This is a genomic window from Seonamhaeicola sp. S2-3 (genome assembly GCF_001971785.1).
In the GTDB taxonomy this organism is placed as follows: Bacteria; Bacteroidota; Bacteroidia; order Flavobacteriales; family Flavobacteriaceae; genus Seonamhaeicola.
The window spans coordinates 3,400,479-3,416,481 of record NZ_CP019389.1; the positions used below are offsets into that span (position 1 = coordinate 3,400,479).

Sequence of the window (16,003 nt, forward strand, 5' to 3'; positions counted from 1 at the left end):
TGTAAAAATACAACTCTATGACCAAACAAGAAAGTGTAAACTTTATTATTAATACCTTATACAAACTTTATCCAGAAATCCCTATCCCTTTAGATCATAAAGACCCTTACACACTTTTAATAGCTGTGTTAATGTCTGCTCAAAGCACCGATGTTAGGGTAAATCAAATAACACCTTTGCTTTTTGAAAAAGCCGATAACCCTTATGATATGGTAAAACTCTCTGTTGAAGAAATTAGAGACATTATAAAACCCGTAGGCTTATCTCCAATGAAAAGTAAAGGTATTTATGGCTTATCAAAAATTCTTATTGAAAAACATGATGGTAAAGTACCACAAAGTTTTGAAGCTTTAGAAGCCTTACCTGCCGTAGGGCATAAAACCGCCAGTGTTGTCATGTCTCAAGCTTTTGGTATTCCTGCATTCCCAGTAGACACGCACATTCACAGATTAATGTATCGTTGGAATTTAAGCAATGGCAAAAATGTAACGCAAACCGAAAAAGATGCTAAACGTTTATTCCCTAAAGAATTATGGAATGATTTACACTTGCAAATAATTTGGTATGGTAGAGAATACTCTCCTGCACGAGGTTGGGATTTAGAAAAAGATATTATTACTAAAACTATTGGTAGAAAATCGGTATTAAAAGAGTATTATAAAACGAAAAAGCCCTGATTTACACCAGAGCTTTAAAAAACTTTAATTAAGAAGCGTTTCAAACTTCAATTTATTACAATTTATAACACTTAAAGCCTTAGAGTAATTGAGAAGAAATTTAACCGTTTCTTCTTTCGGTTCAAATTCGTTTTGAGTAAAATTTTGTTCAGTGTAAAGTTTTGCCATTTTATTAATTTAAAGATTATCTCAAATCAATAACGCAGCAAATTTTACTTTATTGCTCTAATTTGTTAAAACAATATTATGCTTTTCTATAATCTTTCGCAAATTAATAAGCGCATAGCGCATTCTTCCTAAGGCTGTATTAATACTTACACCTGTTCTTTCTGATATTTCTTTAAAACTCATGTCATTATACATACGCATAAGCAATACTTCCTTTTGATCATCTGGTAATTCATCTACTAAACGGCGCACATCACTTTCAACTTGCTCTTTTATAATTGTTTTTTCTGCATTTAAAGAAGAATCACTTAACACTGAAAAAATACTAAACTCTCCTGTATTATCAAATTTAGGCATTCTGTTATTTTTCCTAAAGAAATCAATAACTAAATTATGAGCAATGCGCATTACCCAAGGTAAAAACTTGCCTTCTTCATTATAAGAACCTGCTTTTAAAGTTCTTATTACTTTTATAAATGTATCTTGAAAAATGTCTTCGGCAATATCTCTATCGTAGACTTTAGAATAAATAAAACTATAAATTTTTTGTTTGTGCCTCTGTATTAGTATTTCTAAGGCATACTCTTCACCATTAATGTAGTTGCTTACAAGGGTAGCATCTGAAATAAGTTCGTATTGCATAATCATTACTTTTAATGCAAGAAGTTAAGCTTCTTTGCTTGGGGTTACATGTTTAAAAGTAAAATTATACTATAGGCAAAAAGTTTTTTTAATTGATTAATATACCAAATATAACAACAATCATTCCTAAAAAGCAAAAATTAAGAGATATTTTTCACAGAATTAAACAGTTAGCTTACACTTTTTAAGTTCAAATACTTATAGTATCTTTGCAAGATTACCCTTTTAAAAAGCCTATGAATACTAATATTTTAGACGTAAACCCCAAAGAAAACATTATTATTAAAGGGGCTAAATTGCATAATCTTAAAAATATTGACGTTGTTATACCAAGAAACCAATTAGTGGTTATAACAGGCTTATCTGGTTCTGGCAAATCAAGTTTGGCTTTTGATACCTTATATGCTGAAGGACAAAGACGATATGTAGAGAGCCTATCAAGTTATGCGCGCCAGTTTTTAGGCAGACTTAACAAACCTAAGGTAGATTATATAAAAGGAATTGCTCCTGCAATTGCCATTGAACAAAAAGTAAATTCAACCAATCCACGCTCTACGGTTGGTACAACTACCGAAATTTACGACTACCTAAAATTACTTTTTGCAAGAATAGGAAAAACCTTCTCTCCTATTTCTGGAAAAGAAGTAAAAAAGGATACTGTAACAGATGTGCTTAACTACTTAAAAACTTTTAATGAAGGAGAAAAATTACTACTTCTTGCTCCTATTCATTTAGAAGAAGGCAGAAGTATTGAAGACAAACTTAATGCTTTAAATCAGCAAGGATATGCCAGAATTAAAGTTAATAATGTTGTTGTTAGAATTAATGAAGCCGAAATTTCAGATGGTGATAATTTTCAATTAGTAGTAGATAGAGTTATAGTTAAACACGAAGAAGATTTTTACAACAGATTAGCAGATGCTATTCAAACAGCGTTTTTTGAAGGTAAGGGAGAATGCGCTATTGAAACACTAAAAGATAAAAATATTCATGTTTTTAGCAATAAATTTGAGCTAGATGGCATATCGTTTTTAGAGCCTAACGTGCATCTTTTTAGTTTTAATAACCCTTACGGTGCCTGCCCTAAATGCGAAGGTTACGGTGATATTATAGGCATTGATGAAGATTTAGTGATACCAAACACAGCACTTTCAATATATGAGAACGCTATATTCCCATGGCGTGGTGAAAGCATGAGTTGGTACAAAGATCAACTGGTTAATAATTCGCATAAATTCAATTTCCCTATTCACAAACCGTATTTTGAATTAAGTGAAGAACAAAAGCAACTTATCTGGACAGGAAACAAGTATTTTGAAGGCTTAAATTCATTTTTCGCAGAATTAGAAGCTAAGGCATACAAAATTCAAAACCGTGTAATGTTATCTCGCTACCGCGGAAAAACCAAATGTAAAGCTTGCAATGGTAAACGCCTAAGAGCTGAAGCTAACTATGTTAAAATTGCAGGCGCTTCTATTACAGATTTGGTTGAAATGCCTTTAAAAAAACTAGCTATTTTCTTCAAACAATTAGAATTGAATGACTATGATGCAAAAGTTGCTAAAAGATTACTAAAAGAAATAAATAACAGGTTAACATTTTTATCTAATGTTGGTTTAGATTACTTAACCTTAAACCGACGTTCTAACACCTTATCAGGTGGAGAAAGCCAAAGAATTAATTTAGCCACCTCCTTAGGAAGTAGTTTAGTAGGCTCTATGTATATTTTAGATGAGCCCAGTATTGGCTTACACCCAAAAGACACAGAAAGACTCATTTCTGTATTAAAATCGTTACGAGATTTAGGAAACACCGTAATTGTTGTTGAACACGATGAGGACATCATGAAAGCAGCCGATGATATTATTGACATTGGTCCCGAGGCAGGAACTTTTGGAGGTCATATTGTTGCAGAAGGAAGTTATAAAGATATTTTAGCCTCAGAATCTTTAACAGCGCAATATTTAAATGAAACATTAAAAATTGAAGTCCCTAAAACTAGAAGAACTTCAAAATATCATGTTGATATTATTGGCGCTCGAGAAAATAACTTAAAAAATATTGATGTTTCATTTCCGTTAGGAATGTTAACCGTAGTTACTGGAGTTTCTGGTAGTGGAAAAAGCACATTGGTTAAAAAAATTCTATTTCCAGCGCTTCAAAAAGAACTTACAGACTTCAGTGATAAACCTGGTCAATTCACATCTTTAAAAGGAAATTATAGCAACATAAAAACTATTGAATTTGTAGACCAAAACCCTATTGGAAGGTCCTCGCGCTCTAACCCTGTTACTTATATTAAAGCTTACGATGACATACGTTCATTATTTGCTAATCAAAAACTTAGCAAAATAAGAAACTATCAAGCAAAACATTTTTCATTTAATGTTGATGGCGGAAGATGCGAAACCTGTAAAGGCGAAGGTGAAGTAACTATTGAAATGCAATTTATGGCCGATGTGCATTTAGAGTGTGAAACCTGCAAAGGAAAACGCTTTAAAAAAGAAGTATTAGAAGTTACGTACGCCAACAAAAATATTGATGACATTTTAAATTTCACAATTGATGATGCCATTGCTTTTTTTGATGCCAATAATTTAACTAAAATAAAAAACAAACTTCAACCATTACAAGATGTAGGGCTGGGTTATGTTACTTTAGGACAAAGCTCCTCTACTCTTTCTGGTGGCGAAGCGCAACGCATAAAATTAGCTTCGTTTTTAGGTAAAGGAAATAAAGCAGAAAAAGCACTTTTTATTTTTGACGAGCCTACAACCGGATTGCATTTTCATGATATTAAAAAACTATTAAAATCATTTAATGCTTTAATTGATAATGGTCATTCTATTATTGTTGTAGAACATAATATTGAACTTATTAAATGCGCAGACTATATTATTGATTTAGGTCCAGAAGGTGGTGAAAATGGCGGAAAATTAATAGCCTCTGGAACACCCGAAGAAATAATAAAAATAAAAACATCTTCAACCGGAAAGTATTTAAAAGAGAAACTTTAAAAGACAAAAAGACCACAAATTATGTGGTCTTTCTTTTTATATTAAAACATATTTAAATTACAAATTATACCTTACCTCTATATCTCCCTTATTATAACAAACACACACATAACTATTAATTCATCTTTTACTTGCTACAAAAAAACAGGCATAATTTAAATTATTTTTCTAATTTTTTACAGTCTTTAGTAAAATTTCCAGCTATAGTTTAGTAGTTTTTCATAGAATTACAAACAAGACTTCCTGAAACCCCCATCTATATTAATAATAACATCCTCAACTAAAACTTACTAAGTCTTTTTCCATCAACCACCATATGGCATGTACAATTATTTTTTCTGTAATACCCCCTACAATGAAGGCTATGTAATATTCTTTCTTTAGGTTTTGTGAAAATAACATCACTAAAAAGCGCTCCAAAATTACTAATACTTATAGAAGTATCTATAGCTTTAACATAATGCCACCAATTTTTAGGTATAAATAAAACGTCACCTGGTTTTAATATTACACTCATAAAATCCACATCTTTAAACTTAGGATGTGTATTTTCATTATAATTATTAATATCAACTTCGCTTGAAACTGCACCAAGTTCATATTTTTTACTTATATACATTTTACTGTTATACTTAGGAGATACAAGAATAACTAACTTTCTCCCCATTACTTGTGCTAATAAATTATTTAAAGAATCATAATGCAACCCTGTAACTGTACCAGGAGGACCAACCCACGCAAAAATATCATTAACCTTAGTATATTTTGTAAATATAGAAAAGTCCACATCCTGTTTTAAATGAGGAAACAGACGAAATATTTCAAATAAAGTTAAATAAGCTGGTGTTTTTTTATCCTCAGGCTTGCTATTCTTAATGTTTTCAATAAAGTCTTTCAGGTTTTGCTGAGTGAAATTAGTATCATTTTGATTGTTAGCTCCAACTTCAAGTGTAACTGGGTTTTTTACCTCTAACTTAGAAAGAAAATCCAAGCTCCATTTTTTTGTAGCTTCCCAATTATTACCATACCCCTTTAAAAGTATTGGTGTATTCTTATTAAGATATGATTTTTTAAAGTTTTTAGAATCAAAATTTGTAGTTTCTAAAACCGGGGTGCTTTTTGATAAAATTTGCTCTTGTATATCCATAAATACTTTTATTTAATGCTTAAATTAATAGTATTTTTTTTTCATTAACAAATATACTCCGCTAAAAACCTATTTGTTAGCCAAAATTATTGAGCTATTATAAACAATACCAATTTTAATTTTTTTTTGGCACGCTGTTTGTAAATAACTAAGCGTATTCACATTTAAACTTTACAATTATGAAAAAATTACTATTTATTTTAGCAGGATTTATCCTTACAGGATTAACTGTTAACGCAGCAACCACCAACACAAATAATGATTCTAACACATCTACTTATATTGGAGGTTATAGCAATTCTTTCATATTTGTAGAAAATGGTATTGAGTTTTCTGTTTTCAGAGATGGTCAATTCGATTTTAATATTTTACGCAGAAACTCTCGTTTAAATGTTTCTATAGGATCACCTCATGTAAACATTAGTTTTAATTCAGGATACGATTATAATGCCTATGTTCAATATGATGAATATGGAGCTATTATTCAAATTGAAAATACGCCAATATATTATGACTACTACGGACGTATTGTTCAAGCTGGAAATGTGAACATTTATTATAACAACTTTGGATACGTAAATAGAATTGGCGGCTTATACGTTCACTACAATAGATATAATAGATTCTCTCACTACACAGGTTTTATAAATGTTTATAACAGACATTATGTTTACAGACCTTGGCATAGATATTACAGCATTCCTTCTTACAAACACTGTGTGGTTTACAATCAGCCATACAGAAGATATTACAAACCTGTAAGATACGTTTACTCTAGACCTTTTTATAACAATCACAGACCCGTAACTTCTGTTTATAGCAGACGTGGTAATACAATTTCTAAAAACAGAAAGTACGCAACCGTTAATAGAAGCTCTAGAAATGTAACCAGAGTAAATAGAAACGTAACTTCTAGGAGAAATTTATCAAAGATCCATAATAACAGAAATTCAAGAGTTTCTAACACAAACAAAGTTGCTAATAATAACTCAAGAAATAATAATTCAGAATTTACTAGAAGAAGCAATAATACAAGTAAAAGCAATGTTAACAACAGTAGAACTTCAAATAATGTAAACAGATCGAGTACAATAAAAAGAGAAAGAAATTATGTTACATCAAAAAAACCAATAAGCTCTAATTCTCGTAATTATAATAGCACAAGTTCTAGAAACACCTTGCAAATTGCAAGCAGATCTACAAGATCTTATCAAAAGGTAAATTCTAGACCAAGTGTACAAAGAAAAACTAGTACACCAAGTAGAACAACGGTGTCTAGAACATCAAAAAGCAACAACTCTAGAGCAACACAAAATAGAAGTTCCTCTAGTAACAATACAAGATCTACTCAAACAAGAAGAAGGTAAGATCTTAACCGATTTGGTTGGTTAGTTGGAAAGCCCTGCGACATGTTTGCCTCAAAGCAAAATCGTGGGGTTTTCTCTTTTAAAATAATTTCTTAAAAGTTTTATTAACTATTTGAGAAATATCATACGACACCTTAAATTTTAACACCACAAATAGATAAATAACACCAATTAAAAGCGATTTTAAAGTTATATTTAAAACAGGATGAAAAGAAAAATCCCAGAAATAAAAAAGTAGAGCTATAAGCAAAATTAAGCCAATAGCTTTTATGGTATTCAATGTAAAAGGAAGCAATTTAAAATACCTATACACAAAATATAGTTTTCCCGTATTATAAAAGAAAACAGCAATAAATGTAGCTAATGCAGCGCCATTAATACCTAACAACGGTATAAAAATCATGTTTAAAACCACCATTAACACAACTAAAACAACACCTAGAATAAGAACAACTTTATAATAATCGCTGTTAAATAAAATAGCGTTACTACTTCCTAAAATAGAATCATATAATTTAGCTACACTAATTAACAAAACCACATAAAGACCAACACTAAATTCTTCATCAATCAAAAGGTATAATTGATTAATATTCAGAATAATTAACAAAAATATTAATCCACCAACAACAAGTAAATTAAGAGAACTTTTTTTATATAAATCTCCTAAAGCATCAAAATCTTTATCATTTAAATATTTAGCCGAAAGCGGTAGTAGAATTTGGTGCATAGAGCGTTGTGGCACCGCAATAACAGCAGCAATAAAAATAGCCACATTATAATAGGCAATTTGCTCTATTGGAATGTATTTACCTAGCATTACTTTATCAACATCTAACAAAATAGTTGCTACAGAACCCGCTATTACAATTAAAGCTGAATATTTAATAATACTTTTAATATTATTTAAGCGCTTAAACATAATAACAGGAAACTTTATGGTGAAAGCAAATATTTTCATCACAAGCATCCTTATAAGATAAACCCCAACTAAACCAATCATAAATTGCTCAATATCTATAAGCTCAAAATGCAGTAAAAGCAACAACACCATAGCACCTACTCTATGAAATACTTCTTTTAAAAAATTACCAAACACTGTTTTCATTTGTACTTTTGCCCAAGCAAAAAATACCTCAAAATAAGCTAGTGCAATAGCTATAACTATAGTGTGCCACAAATAATGTTTTATAATAGCATTTTCAGTAGAAAGAAATGCCCCTATACTTTCATAAAAAAAATACCCAATTAAAGTTACAGGAATAACTATTACCATAGGCAACAAAAGCATATAAGTTAAGAAACTATTTAAAGACATTCTAGTTTTGAAAGACGTATAGAATTTAACCAACGTATTATGAACACCAAAAGACATTAAAGGCATCATTACATAAGCAGCTGATAGCATAAAACCAACCATTCCATAATATTCATCACTAAGAAACGCCGTATAAAGAAATAATGTATTAATAGCACCAACAAAAAATCCCAAATATGTTGAGATAATATTTTTTAATGATTGCGACGCTACAATACCCATTATATAAATTTAGAAAGGGTTTCTGTTAACTTTTTTCTGCTATATTTCTGCAAACCAATTGGCGAAGATTTAAGCGTATTTTCTTTGTACGCTTCATAATGCGCTAATATTATATTTTTAAGTGCATTATAATCCGTATAGTTAAAATAGTTCCCTGTATTAGTTTCTTTAATTATTTTTTCGACATCAGAACCTTTGGGTCCAATAGCTACAATAGGTCTATTTGAAACCATATATTCAAATAATTTACCAGGAATAATACTTTTGGTTTCTTCAGAATCTATTTCTATCAATAGCAATATTTGCGATTTCCTTTGAAATATAATTGCTTCTTTATGTGAAACATACCCTATATTATTTACATAATCACTTAAATTAAATTTACTCAGTGATTCTGTTACATCTTCACTAACCGCACCAGCAAAATTTAATTGAAAATCTTCTGAAAATTCTTGATTTTCATTTACTATGTCTCTCAAAACTTTCCATAAAACCTCAGGGTTTCTTTTTGATAATAAAGACCCTATGTGCGCTAAAGTAAACTTAGAATCTAAATCAACTTTCTTAACAGATTCATAATCAAAACCATTAGTAATAACCTCTATAGGTTTTGATGTTAATTTAGAGAATTCATGCTTTGTTATAGCGCTAGTAACAATAACTTGATCTGCAGTGTTTAAAACACTACTTTCTAAAAACCGATGCTTTTTTTGAGAGCGCTTGTTTAATTTTAGCTTTTTATGATACCCTATAGTTGTCCAAGGATCCCTAAAATCAGCAATCCACTTCACTCCTAGCTTATCCTTAAGCTGCATACCTATTAAGTGCAAACTATGAGGTGGCCCTGTTGTTATAACTGTTTCTATGTTTTCTTTTGAAATATAATCTGAAAGAAACTTAACCGATGGTGACACCCAATTTTTTCTAGCATCTGGAATAAAAAAGTTACCACGTACATAAAGCATTATTTTTTCAATTAAACTTTGGTTTTCTGCTTCTGAAATAATGCCTTTACTAATGGTGTTAGATTTTCTTTTTGAAAAAAACCTAGCTAGCTTATACGGTTCTTTTATAGGGAGCTTCAACACTTTTAAATTTGCAGAAACTTCTTTATTTAAAGTCTCATCTAGTAAAGCATAATTAGGATTTTTAGGTACAAACACTATAGGTTCAATGTTAAAATCTGGTAAGTATTTCACAAATTTTAACCACCGCTGCACACCAGGTCCACCAGCAGGAGGCCAATAATACGTTATGATTAGTGCTTTTTTACGCACTCTCTTTGTTTTTACTATTTTTCTTAAACTCAAAAAACAAACCAGCAAGAAGTAAAATGCCTAGTATTACAGAACTAGCTAAAGCAATACTACTTCCTGTTTTAACTACATCAGGGTCAAATTTAAACTCAATAATATGTTTTCCTTTTGGAATCTCCATACCCCGCAATGTATAGTTTACACGTATATGAGAAGCCTCTTTTCCATCAATAAAAGTTTTCCAACCATTACCGTAATATATCTCTGAAAACACCGCAAACCCATCATTTGAATTGTTAGACTCATACTTTAAGTAATTAGATTTAACCTCTTTTAAATCAATAGTTGACAAAGAATCTACTTTAAAACTATCTTTAAAACCTGAACTTACTATTCTTAAATCTACAACAGCTTCATTTTTATTATCTAAACTATCTAAGGCTAAAATTTCGTCATTAGCAGAAGAAACACCTATTAGCTTTTTCACAAACCATGCATTGCCGTTAGCTTCTTCATTCAAGTAAGAGACTACGCCATTTTCGCTATCTGCTATAATATATTTGGTGTTTAACATATTAAGCACATTTACATTGTTTTTTGCAACATAAAAATCAAATACTTCTCGGTAGCGTTTTAATTCAGCAGCGTTGTAACCATTTAAAGAATTATGGTAATAAGAAGCTTTTGTTCTGTTTTGTAAGCCTTCGTTTGAAATATCAAAGACCCTGTAATGGCTTTTATCTTTTAAAATTTCTTTATCTGCAGTATTAGCAGTAAAAGGTTTATTTACTTTTATAGCAGACACAAAATCATCATTATTTACATAGCGCCTGTCTACCCCTACCAAATCGAAAACAATTAGAACTCCAAAAGCTACTATCAACCATTTTTCTTTTAGTTTTTCTTTTAAAAACATAAAAATTGCTCCTGCCGAAAGCAACACCAAAACTAAGGTTCTTAGGGTATCTGCGGTAAAAATAGCTCTTCTATCTTCTTTAACAGCATCAACAAATTCCTGACCATAACTTTGAATATAATACCCATCATTAGCTCCAGAAAAAGTAAACAATGAGTTTTTAAAGAGTAAAAAGACTAACGCCAATCCTCCAGTTATAATTGTTGAATATTTTAAAGCTTTTAGCTTCTCTTCTTTCTTTTCAAAATCATTTAACAATCTAACAAGACCCAAAATTGCTAAAACAGGCACACACAATTCTAAAATAACTTGAATTGAGCTTACCGCTCTAAACTTATTATATAGCGGTACATAATCAATAAAGAAATCGGTTAAAAAACCTAAATTTTTTCCATAAGAGAGCAATAATGACATAACTGTACCCCCAACAAGCCACCATTTCAACCTGCCTTTCACTAAAAAGAGCCCCAACACAAACAAGAAAATTATTACTGCGCCAATGTATGCTGGAGCTTCTACAATGGGCTGATCCCCCCAATAAGTGGGCGATTCCTCAGAACGAAATCTTTTATAGGTTTCAGAGTTTTTTCCAACATGTTCAAAATTACCTCCTCCCATAAATCGCGGTATAAAAAGATTGAAAGTCTCTACAATACCGTAACTAAATTGTGTAATATAATCTCTATCTAAACCAGTGGTAACTTCTTTAGGTGTTCCATCGGCATTTATGGTTAATTCACTTTTTCCTCTGGTGCTTTCCTTTACATATTCTTGGGTAGCTAAGACACCTGTAGCGTTAAGCCCTATGGATAGAATTACGGCGACTACTAAAATTCCAACCGACTTAAAATAATGTGGTAAAACCTTCTTTTTAAAAGCATCTATTAAATAAACAACACCTAAAACTATAACTAACAGTAATAAATAGTAAGTCATTTGAAAGTGGTTAGAAACAATTTCTAACCCCATTGCAATGGTAGTTAATAAAAAACCAGCAATATATTTTCTTTGAAACGTGAGTATAATACCACTTAAAACCAACGGCATATAAGCTATAGCGTGCGCTTTACTGTTGTGTCCTACCCCTAAAATAATTATTAAATAAGTAGAAAACCCAAAAGCTAAAGCACCAATAGCGGCTAGTTTAAAATCTACTTTTAATACTAAAAGCAGCACATAAAAACTTAATAAATATAAAAACAGATAATCTGCTGGTCTTGGTAAAAACCGAAGCGATAAATCTAGCTTTTTAATATAATTATGTGGGTATTTAGCCCCTAACTGATAAGTAGGCATACCACCAAAAGCGCTGTTAGTCCAATAGGTTTCTTCGCCTGTTTCAGCTCTAAAATCTTTTTGCTGTTTAGACATCCCTATATATTGCTTGATGTCGTTTTGAAAAATAGCTTTCCCTTGTAAAACAGGACTAAAATAGGCTAATGAAATAACAATAAACCCTATTAAAACTAATAAATGCGGAAGAAATTTTTTAAATAAAAGTTGCATGAAAGTGCTTTAAAAACAATGATGGTGAAATTAATCAATTTCTTCGAAATCTACATAATCTCCTACATCTTTATTCGAAGCTTTTCGGTTAGGTATTTTATCAATGGTTACTTCACCTTCTTTTTTTGGTTCTGTACGCTGTTGCTGATTTCTAAATTGCTCAAATTGATCACCAAAGCGTTGTTCTGCTTTTTTAGCAGCAAACCTCATTAATATTGGTGCAAATATTCTACCTAATACCTTAAATAAATACCAAACTAATACAATTATAAATATGGTTCTTAATAAACCCATGCTGTTTTTTAAAATTATTACTACTGCAAAAATACAATTCTACTTGCTTAAAAAACATTCAAAAATGATAAAAAAAGTATAAAATATCTATATTTGAGAACACATTAATAAATAAATTGTTACTTGTGTTATATAATTTTATGCTACTTACAACATAAAAAACTAATTATGAAGCCTTTCAAATCTACCACCATCATTTTATTTTGTTTAATAAGCACTTACGGGTTCTGTCAATATACAGATGTTATAAACTCTAACAGACCTGGAGCGTCAAAAAGTGCATTTTCTGTTGGGAAAAATGTAGTTCAGTTTGAAGTAGGCCCTTATTTTGTTAAAGAAAAACGAACACCTGCTACTACTTATGAAGTTACAGGTTTTGGAGCCGATTTCACAGCTAGATATGGGTTTTTATTTGAAGAACTTGAAGTTAATATTGAAGGAAATTATCAAAATGACACTAAAAAATACACATATTACCCAGGTGCAGAAGATAATCGAGCAAATTTTAAATATCTAACTTTGGGTGCAAAATATTTAATTTTTGACCCATATAAAAACGAAGAAGCTAACAAACCAAATTTATACAGCTGGAAAGCAAACCATAGCTTTAGATGGAGAAGCTTAATTCCTGCTGTATCAGTTTATTTAGGTGCTAATTACGATACAAAAAACAACCCTTATACAGCACTAGGTATTGAAGGATTTAGCCCTAAAGTTATGATAGCTACTCAAAATAATTTTGCTGGTGGCTGGGTGTTTGTTATGAATTTAATAAAAGACAGAATAGGCACAGATCAATCTGATTTTACATATATATTAACATTAACACATTCTTTTAATCCAAAGTGGGTTATATTTGGCGAAACACAAGGAATAAAGAGCGACTTTTATGCCGATAATTTATTTAGAATTGGAGGCGCACGATTATTAGGCAAAAACTTTCAGTTAGATGCAGCCTTAACTTTTAATACAAAAGACACACCCTCTGTATTAAATGCTAGTATTGGCGCATCTTACAGATTAGATTTTCACAAAGACCCTATAGTAGATAACGGTACAGATGCAAAAGACGAGGGCGCACGTAGAGCAAGAAGAAATGGCACAAAATCTAAAAGAAAAAAGAATAAAGCAAATAGTTCAGGTGATAATAAAATTAGAAAACAAAAAAAGAAAGCAATTGATTTTGACTAAAACTAACAACTAAAGACGTTAACTATATATGATTACAATAAAAGAAGTTAGCTCAAAAAAAGATTTAAAAACCTTTGTAAAATTTCCGTTTAAACTTTACAAAGACTCAAAATACTGGACACCGCCAATTATTAGTCAGGAAATGAAAACGTTTGATAAAAACGAAAACCCTGTATTTAATGATGCCGAGGCTAGATTGTTTCTAGCATACAAAAACAATGAAGTTGTAGGGAGAATAGCAGCTATTATAAATTGGTTAGAAATAAAAGAACAAGACCAACAAAAAATGCGTTTTGGATGGTTTGATTTTATTGATGACCTAGAGGTATCTAAAGCTCTATTAAATAAAGTTGAACAAATAGGAAATTCTAAAAATTTAAAATATACAGAGGGTCCTGTAGGATTTTCCAATCTAGATAAAGTTGGAGTTGTAACAGAAGGCTATGATGCCATAACACCAATGGTTACTTGGTATAATTACCCATACTACGTAAAGCATTATGAAGCTGCAGGTTATAAACCAGAAAAAGGATACAATGAAAGCATATTCCCTTTTAGTAATGTTAATCCTGAAACCTTTAAAAAAGCTCAAGAGTTAATTAAACGTCGTTATCAATTAAAGGCATTAAAGTTTAGTAAGACTGAAGAGGTTATGCCTTACGTAGATAAAATGTTTGATCTTTTTAATAAAACTTATGCGTCATTATCTTCTTTTGTTCAAATTACGGACATTCAAAAAGCATATTTTAAAAAGAAGTTTATCAGTTTTGTAAACCCAGAATACATAAAATTTGTTGTTAATAAAGACGATGAACTTATTGGTTTTGCTATTGTTATGCCTTCTTTTGCAAAAGCCTTAAAAAAGGCAAATGGCAAATTATTCCCTTTTGGTTTCAAACATATTTTAAAAGCAAAAAAACACAGTAAAGATGTTATTTTTTATTTAATAGGTATTCATCCTGATTATCAAAATAAAGGTATTCACTCTGTAATTTTTAATGAATATTACGAAGTATTTACAGAAAAAGGTATTGAAAATTGCTACAGAACTCCAGAGTTGGAAGACAATATTGCTATTAAACAAATTTGGAAACATTTTAACCCTGTTGTGTTTAGAAAACGAAAGACTTATAAGAAAATGCTTTAGATAAAAAACAGGGTTAGACTATTTTTAGTTTAACCCTGAGTTTTTAAACAACTTACACGTTTTTGTGAAAGTATGTATATTTTCTGTATAAAAGATTGTCTAGCGTTTAACAAATTTATAAGTGTAATTTTCATTTGAATTTCTAAGATTTAGTAAATACAATCCCCTATTTAAACTTGTAATATCTATACTATTTACTTCAGAATTTGATTTCACGTTAAATAACTGCTTACCATCTAGACTATAAATTTCATAATCAGAATATTTTGAGATATTATTTAAAACTTCTATCGTATTATCTTTTGTAATAATTTTAATTTTATTGTAAGCTATATCTTCACTGGAAAGTGCAGCATCAAAAACACTTACCATTGAAACCGTAGTACCGTTTAACAAACCTGATAATGATGCTCCTAAACCACTCATTTTATAAATACGTATATAATAAACATCTGTATCAATTATATTATTAATAACTAACTCAAATTCACCTCCTATCCCTAGCGCAACTCCATAAGAATCACAAGTTACTAATGTTAAATCATTAACATCACCACTATTAGCTCTTAAAATTTGGTAGTCAACAGTAGCTAATACTGCACCTAAAGCTCCAGAAAGCATACCTATGGTAATTTTATTATCACCAGATGTTGGTGTATGTTTATAAAATACATCTTCATTATTAGAACCACAAACAGGAGTTAAACCAGAAGCTGTTACTGTTACAGAACTTAAAATACTCAAATCTGTTGTTACACCGTCAAGAGAAATCGCATCTGCAATGGTATTGCCTGATTGTCCATAAATTAAAGTAGTACTGAAAATCGTAAAAAAAAGTAATAATGCTCTCATAATATATAAATTTAGGTTAATATTTAAATTAAATTGTGAGAGACTTAAAGACGAAAGATAAAATACTTCTACATAAACATTTTATAGCAATTTCACCAATACATGTAGAAGGCTAAATGTGAATTATAAATATATTCTAAGCTACAACTTAAAAACCTAATTTTTATATTAAATTTCATTTTTTCTATGAAAAACAACAAAAATTAACATTAAACTTAATATTAATCATAAATAAATATAAATTAATAATAAATTGAAGCTTTTACGTATAAAATTGTTATTT

At 30.3% G+C, this 16,003-nt stretch carries 12 protein-coding genes; 5 read left to right on the forward strand and 7 right to left on the reverse strand.

Translation table 11 applies throughout. The features are described from left to right. Nucleotides 1–17 precede the first annotated feature (17 nt). Nucleotides 18–677 carry an endonuclease III gene (gene nth, locus BWZ22_RS14910; protein ID WP_076701454.1) on the forward strand — a complete coding sequence of 220 codons (660 nt, stop codon included), beginning with the start codon at nucleotides 18–20 and terminating at the stop codon, nucleotides 675–677. Between the two features lie 225 nt (nucleotides 678–902). Here the strand turns inward: nth and BWZ22_RS14915 are convergent, their stop codons facing one another. Beyond that, nucleotides 903–1,487 carry an RNA polymerase sigma factor gene (locus tag BWZ22_RS14915; RefSeq protein ID WP_076702557.1) on the reverse strand — a complete coding sequence of 195 codons (585 nt, stop codon included), beginning with the start codon at nucleotides 1,485–1,487 and terminating at the stop codon, nucleotides 903–905. A gap of 236 nt (nucleotides 1,488–1,723) precedes the next feature. Here BWZ22_RS14915 and uvrA point away from each other — a divergent pair, with 236 nt between their 5' ends. After that, complete coding sequence (gene uvrA, locus BWZ22_RS14920; protein WP_076701457.1) at nucleotides 1,724–4,504, forward strand: excinuclease ABC subunit UvrA; 2,781 nt, start codon at nucleotides 1,724–1,726, stop codon at nucleotides 4,502–4,504. 280 nt (nucleotides 4,505–4,784) lie between these two features. On the opposite strand, the gene BWZ22_RS14925 is transcribed toward uvrA, so the two are convergent. Beyond that, on the reverse strand, nucleotides 4,785–5,651 hold the full coding sequence (locus BWZ22_RS14925; protein ID WP_076701459.1) for a cupin-like domain-containing protein: 867 nt from the start codon (nucleotides 5,649–5,651) through the stop codon (nucleotides 4,785–4,787). Between the two features lie 179 nt (nucleotides 5,652–5,830). Between BWZ22_RS14925 and BWZ22_RS14930 the strand changes: the two genes are divergently transcribed. Beyond that, nucleotides 5,831–7,018 (forward strand): hypothetical protein, encoded by a 1,188-nt coding sequence (locus tag BWZ22_RS14930; protein ID WP_076701461.1) that lies wholly within the window; start codon nucleotides 5,831–5,833, stop codon nucleotides 7,016–7,018. Between the two features lie 79 nt (nucleotides 7,019–7,097). Here the strand turns inward: BWZ22_RS14930 and BWZ22_RS14935 are convergent, their stop codons facing one another. The 4 genes from BWZ22_RS14935 to BWZ22_RS14950 are packed head-to-tail and all read right to left on the reverse strand — an operon-like array spanning nucleotide 7,098 to nucleotide 12,530. After that, nucleotides 7,098–8,558, reverse strand: a complete 1,461-nt coding sequence (locus BWZ22_RS14935) for a lipopolysaccharide biosynthesis protein (protein WP_076701463.1) — start codon at nucleotides 8,556–8,558, stop codon at nucleotides 7,098–7,100. Further along, a complete protein-coding gene (locus BWZ22_RS14940; RefSeq protein ID WP_076702559.1) occupies nucleotides 8,558–9,835 on the reverse strand; it encodes a glycosyltransferase family 4 protein in 1,278 nt (425 codons plus the stop codon). The genes BWZ22_RS14935 and BWZ22_RS14940 overlap by 1 nt, the downstream gene beginning before the upstream one ends. Further along, nucleotides 9,828–12,236 carry a YfhO family protein gene (locus tag BWZ22_RS14945; RefSeq protein WP_076701466.1) on the reverse strand — a complete coding sequence of 803 codons (2,409 nt, stop codon included), beginning with the start codon at nucleotides 12,234–12,236 and terminating at the stop codon, nucleotides 9,828–9,830. Before BWZ22_RS14945 ends, BWZ22_RS14940 begins: the two co-directional genes overlap by 8 nt. Before the next feature lie 30 nt (nucleotides 12,237–12,266). Further along, nucleotides 12,267–12,530 (reverse strand): DUF4834 family protein, encoded by a 264-nt coding sequence (locus BWZ22_RS14950; RefSeq protein WP_076701467.1) that lies wholly within the window; start codon nucleotides 12,528–12,530, stop codon nucleotides 12,267–12,269. A 168-nt stretch (nucleotides 12,531–12,698) separates the two neighbouring features. On the opposite strand from BWZ22_RS14950, the gene BWZ22_RS14955 reads away from it, so the two are divergent. Together BWZ22_RS14955 and BWZ22_RS14960 are read left to right on the forward strand one after the other, a co-directional pair. Continuing rightward, the gene (locus BWZ22_RS14955; RefSeq protein WP_076701470.1) at nucleotides 12,699–13,721 is read left to right on the forward strand and encodes a transporter; all 1,023 of its coding nucleotides are present in this window, start codon (nucleotides 12,699–12,701) and stop codon (nucleotides 13,719–13,721) included. 28 nt (nucleotides 13,722–13,749) lie between these two features. Next, a complete protein-coding gene (locus tag BWZ22_RS14960) occupies nucleotides 13,750–14,868 on the forward strand; it encodes a GNAT family N-acetyltransferase (protein ID WP_076701473.1) in 1,119 nt (372 codons plus the stop codon). Between the two features lie 99 nt (nucleotides 14,869–14,967). Here BWZ22_RS14960 and BWZ22_RS14965 read toward each other — a convergent pair whose 3' ends face one another. Next, nucleotides 14,968–15,720: a T9SS type A sorting domain-containing protein gene (locus BWZ22_RS14965; protein WP_076701475.1), complete on the reverse strand. Its 753-nt coding sequence runs from the start codon at nucleotides 15,718–15,720 to the stop codon at nucleotides 14,968–14,970. Between the last annotated feature and the right edge of the window lie 283 nt (nucleotides 15,721–16,003).

Bases quoted from the DNA above. Each gene is read 5' to 3' on its own strand.
- BWZ22_RS14955 (WP_076701470.1), top strand. From the start codon at position 12,699: ATGAAGCCTTTCAAATCTACCACCATCATTTTATTTTGTTTAATAAGC.
- BWZ22_RS14950 (WP_076701467.1), bottom strand. From the start codon at position 12,530: ATGGGTTTATTAAGAACCATATTTATAATTGTATTAGTTTGGTATTTA.
- BWZ22_RS14935 (WP_076701463.1), bottom strand. From the start codon at position 8,558: ATGGGTATTGTAGCGTCGCAATCATTAAAAAATATTATCTCAACATAT.
- BWZ22_RS14960 (WP_076701473.1), top strand. From the start codon at position 13,750: ATGATTACAATAAAAGAAGTTAGCTCAAAAAAAGATTTAAAAACCTTT.
- BWZ22_RS14945 (WP_076701466.1), bottom strand. From the start codon at position 12,236: ATGCAACTTTTATTTAAAAAATTTCTTCCGCATTTATTAGTTTTAATA.
- BWZ22_RS14930 (WP_076701461.1), top strand. From the start codon at position 5,831: ATGAAAAAATTACTATTTATTTTAGCAGGATTTATCCTTACAGGATTA.
- BWZ22_RS14915 (WP_076702557.1), bottom strand. From the start codon at position 1,487: ATGCAATACGAACTTATTTCAGATGCTACCCTTGTAAGCAACTACATT.
- BWZ22_RS14925 (WP_076701459.1), bottom strand. From the start codon at position 5,651: ATGGATATACAAGAGCAAATTTTATCAAAAAGCACCCCGGTTTTAGAA.
- uvrA (WP_076701457.1), top strand. From the start codon at position 1,724: ATGAATACTAATATTTTAGACGTAAACCCCAAAGAAAACATTATTATT.
- nth (WP_076701454.1), top strand. From the start codon at position 18: ATGACCAAACAAGAAAGTGTAAACTTTATTATTAATACCTTATACAAA.
- BWZ22_RS14965 (WP_076701475.1), bottom strand. From the start codon at position 15,720: ATGAGAGCATTATTACTTTTTTTTACGATTTTCAGTACTACTTTAATT.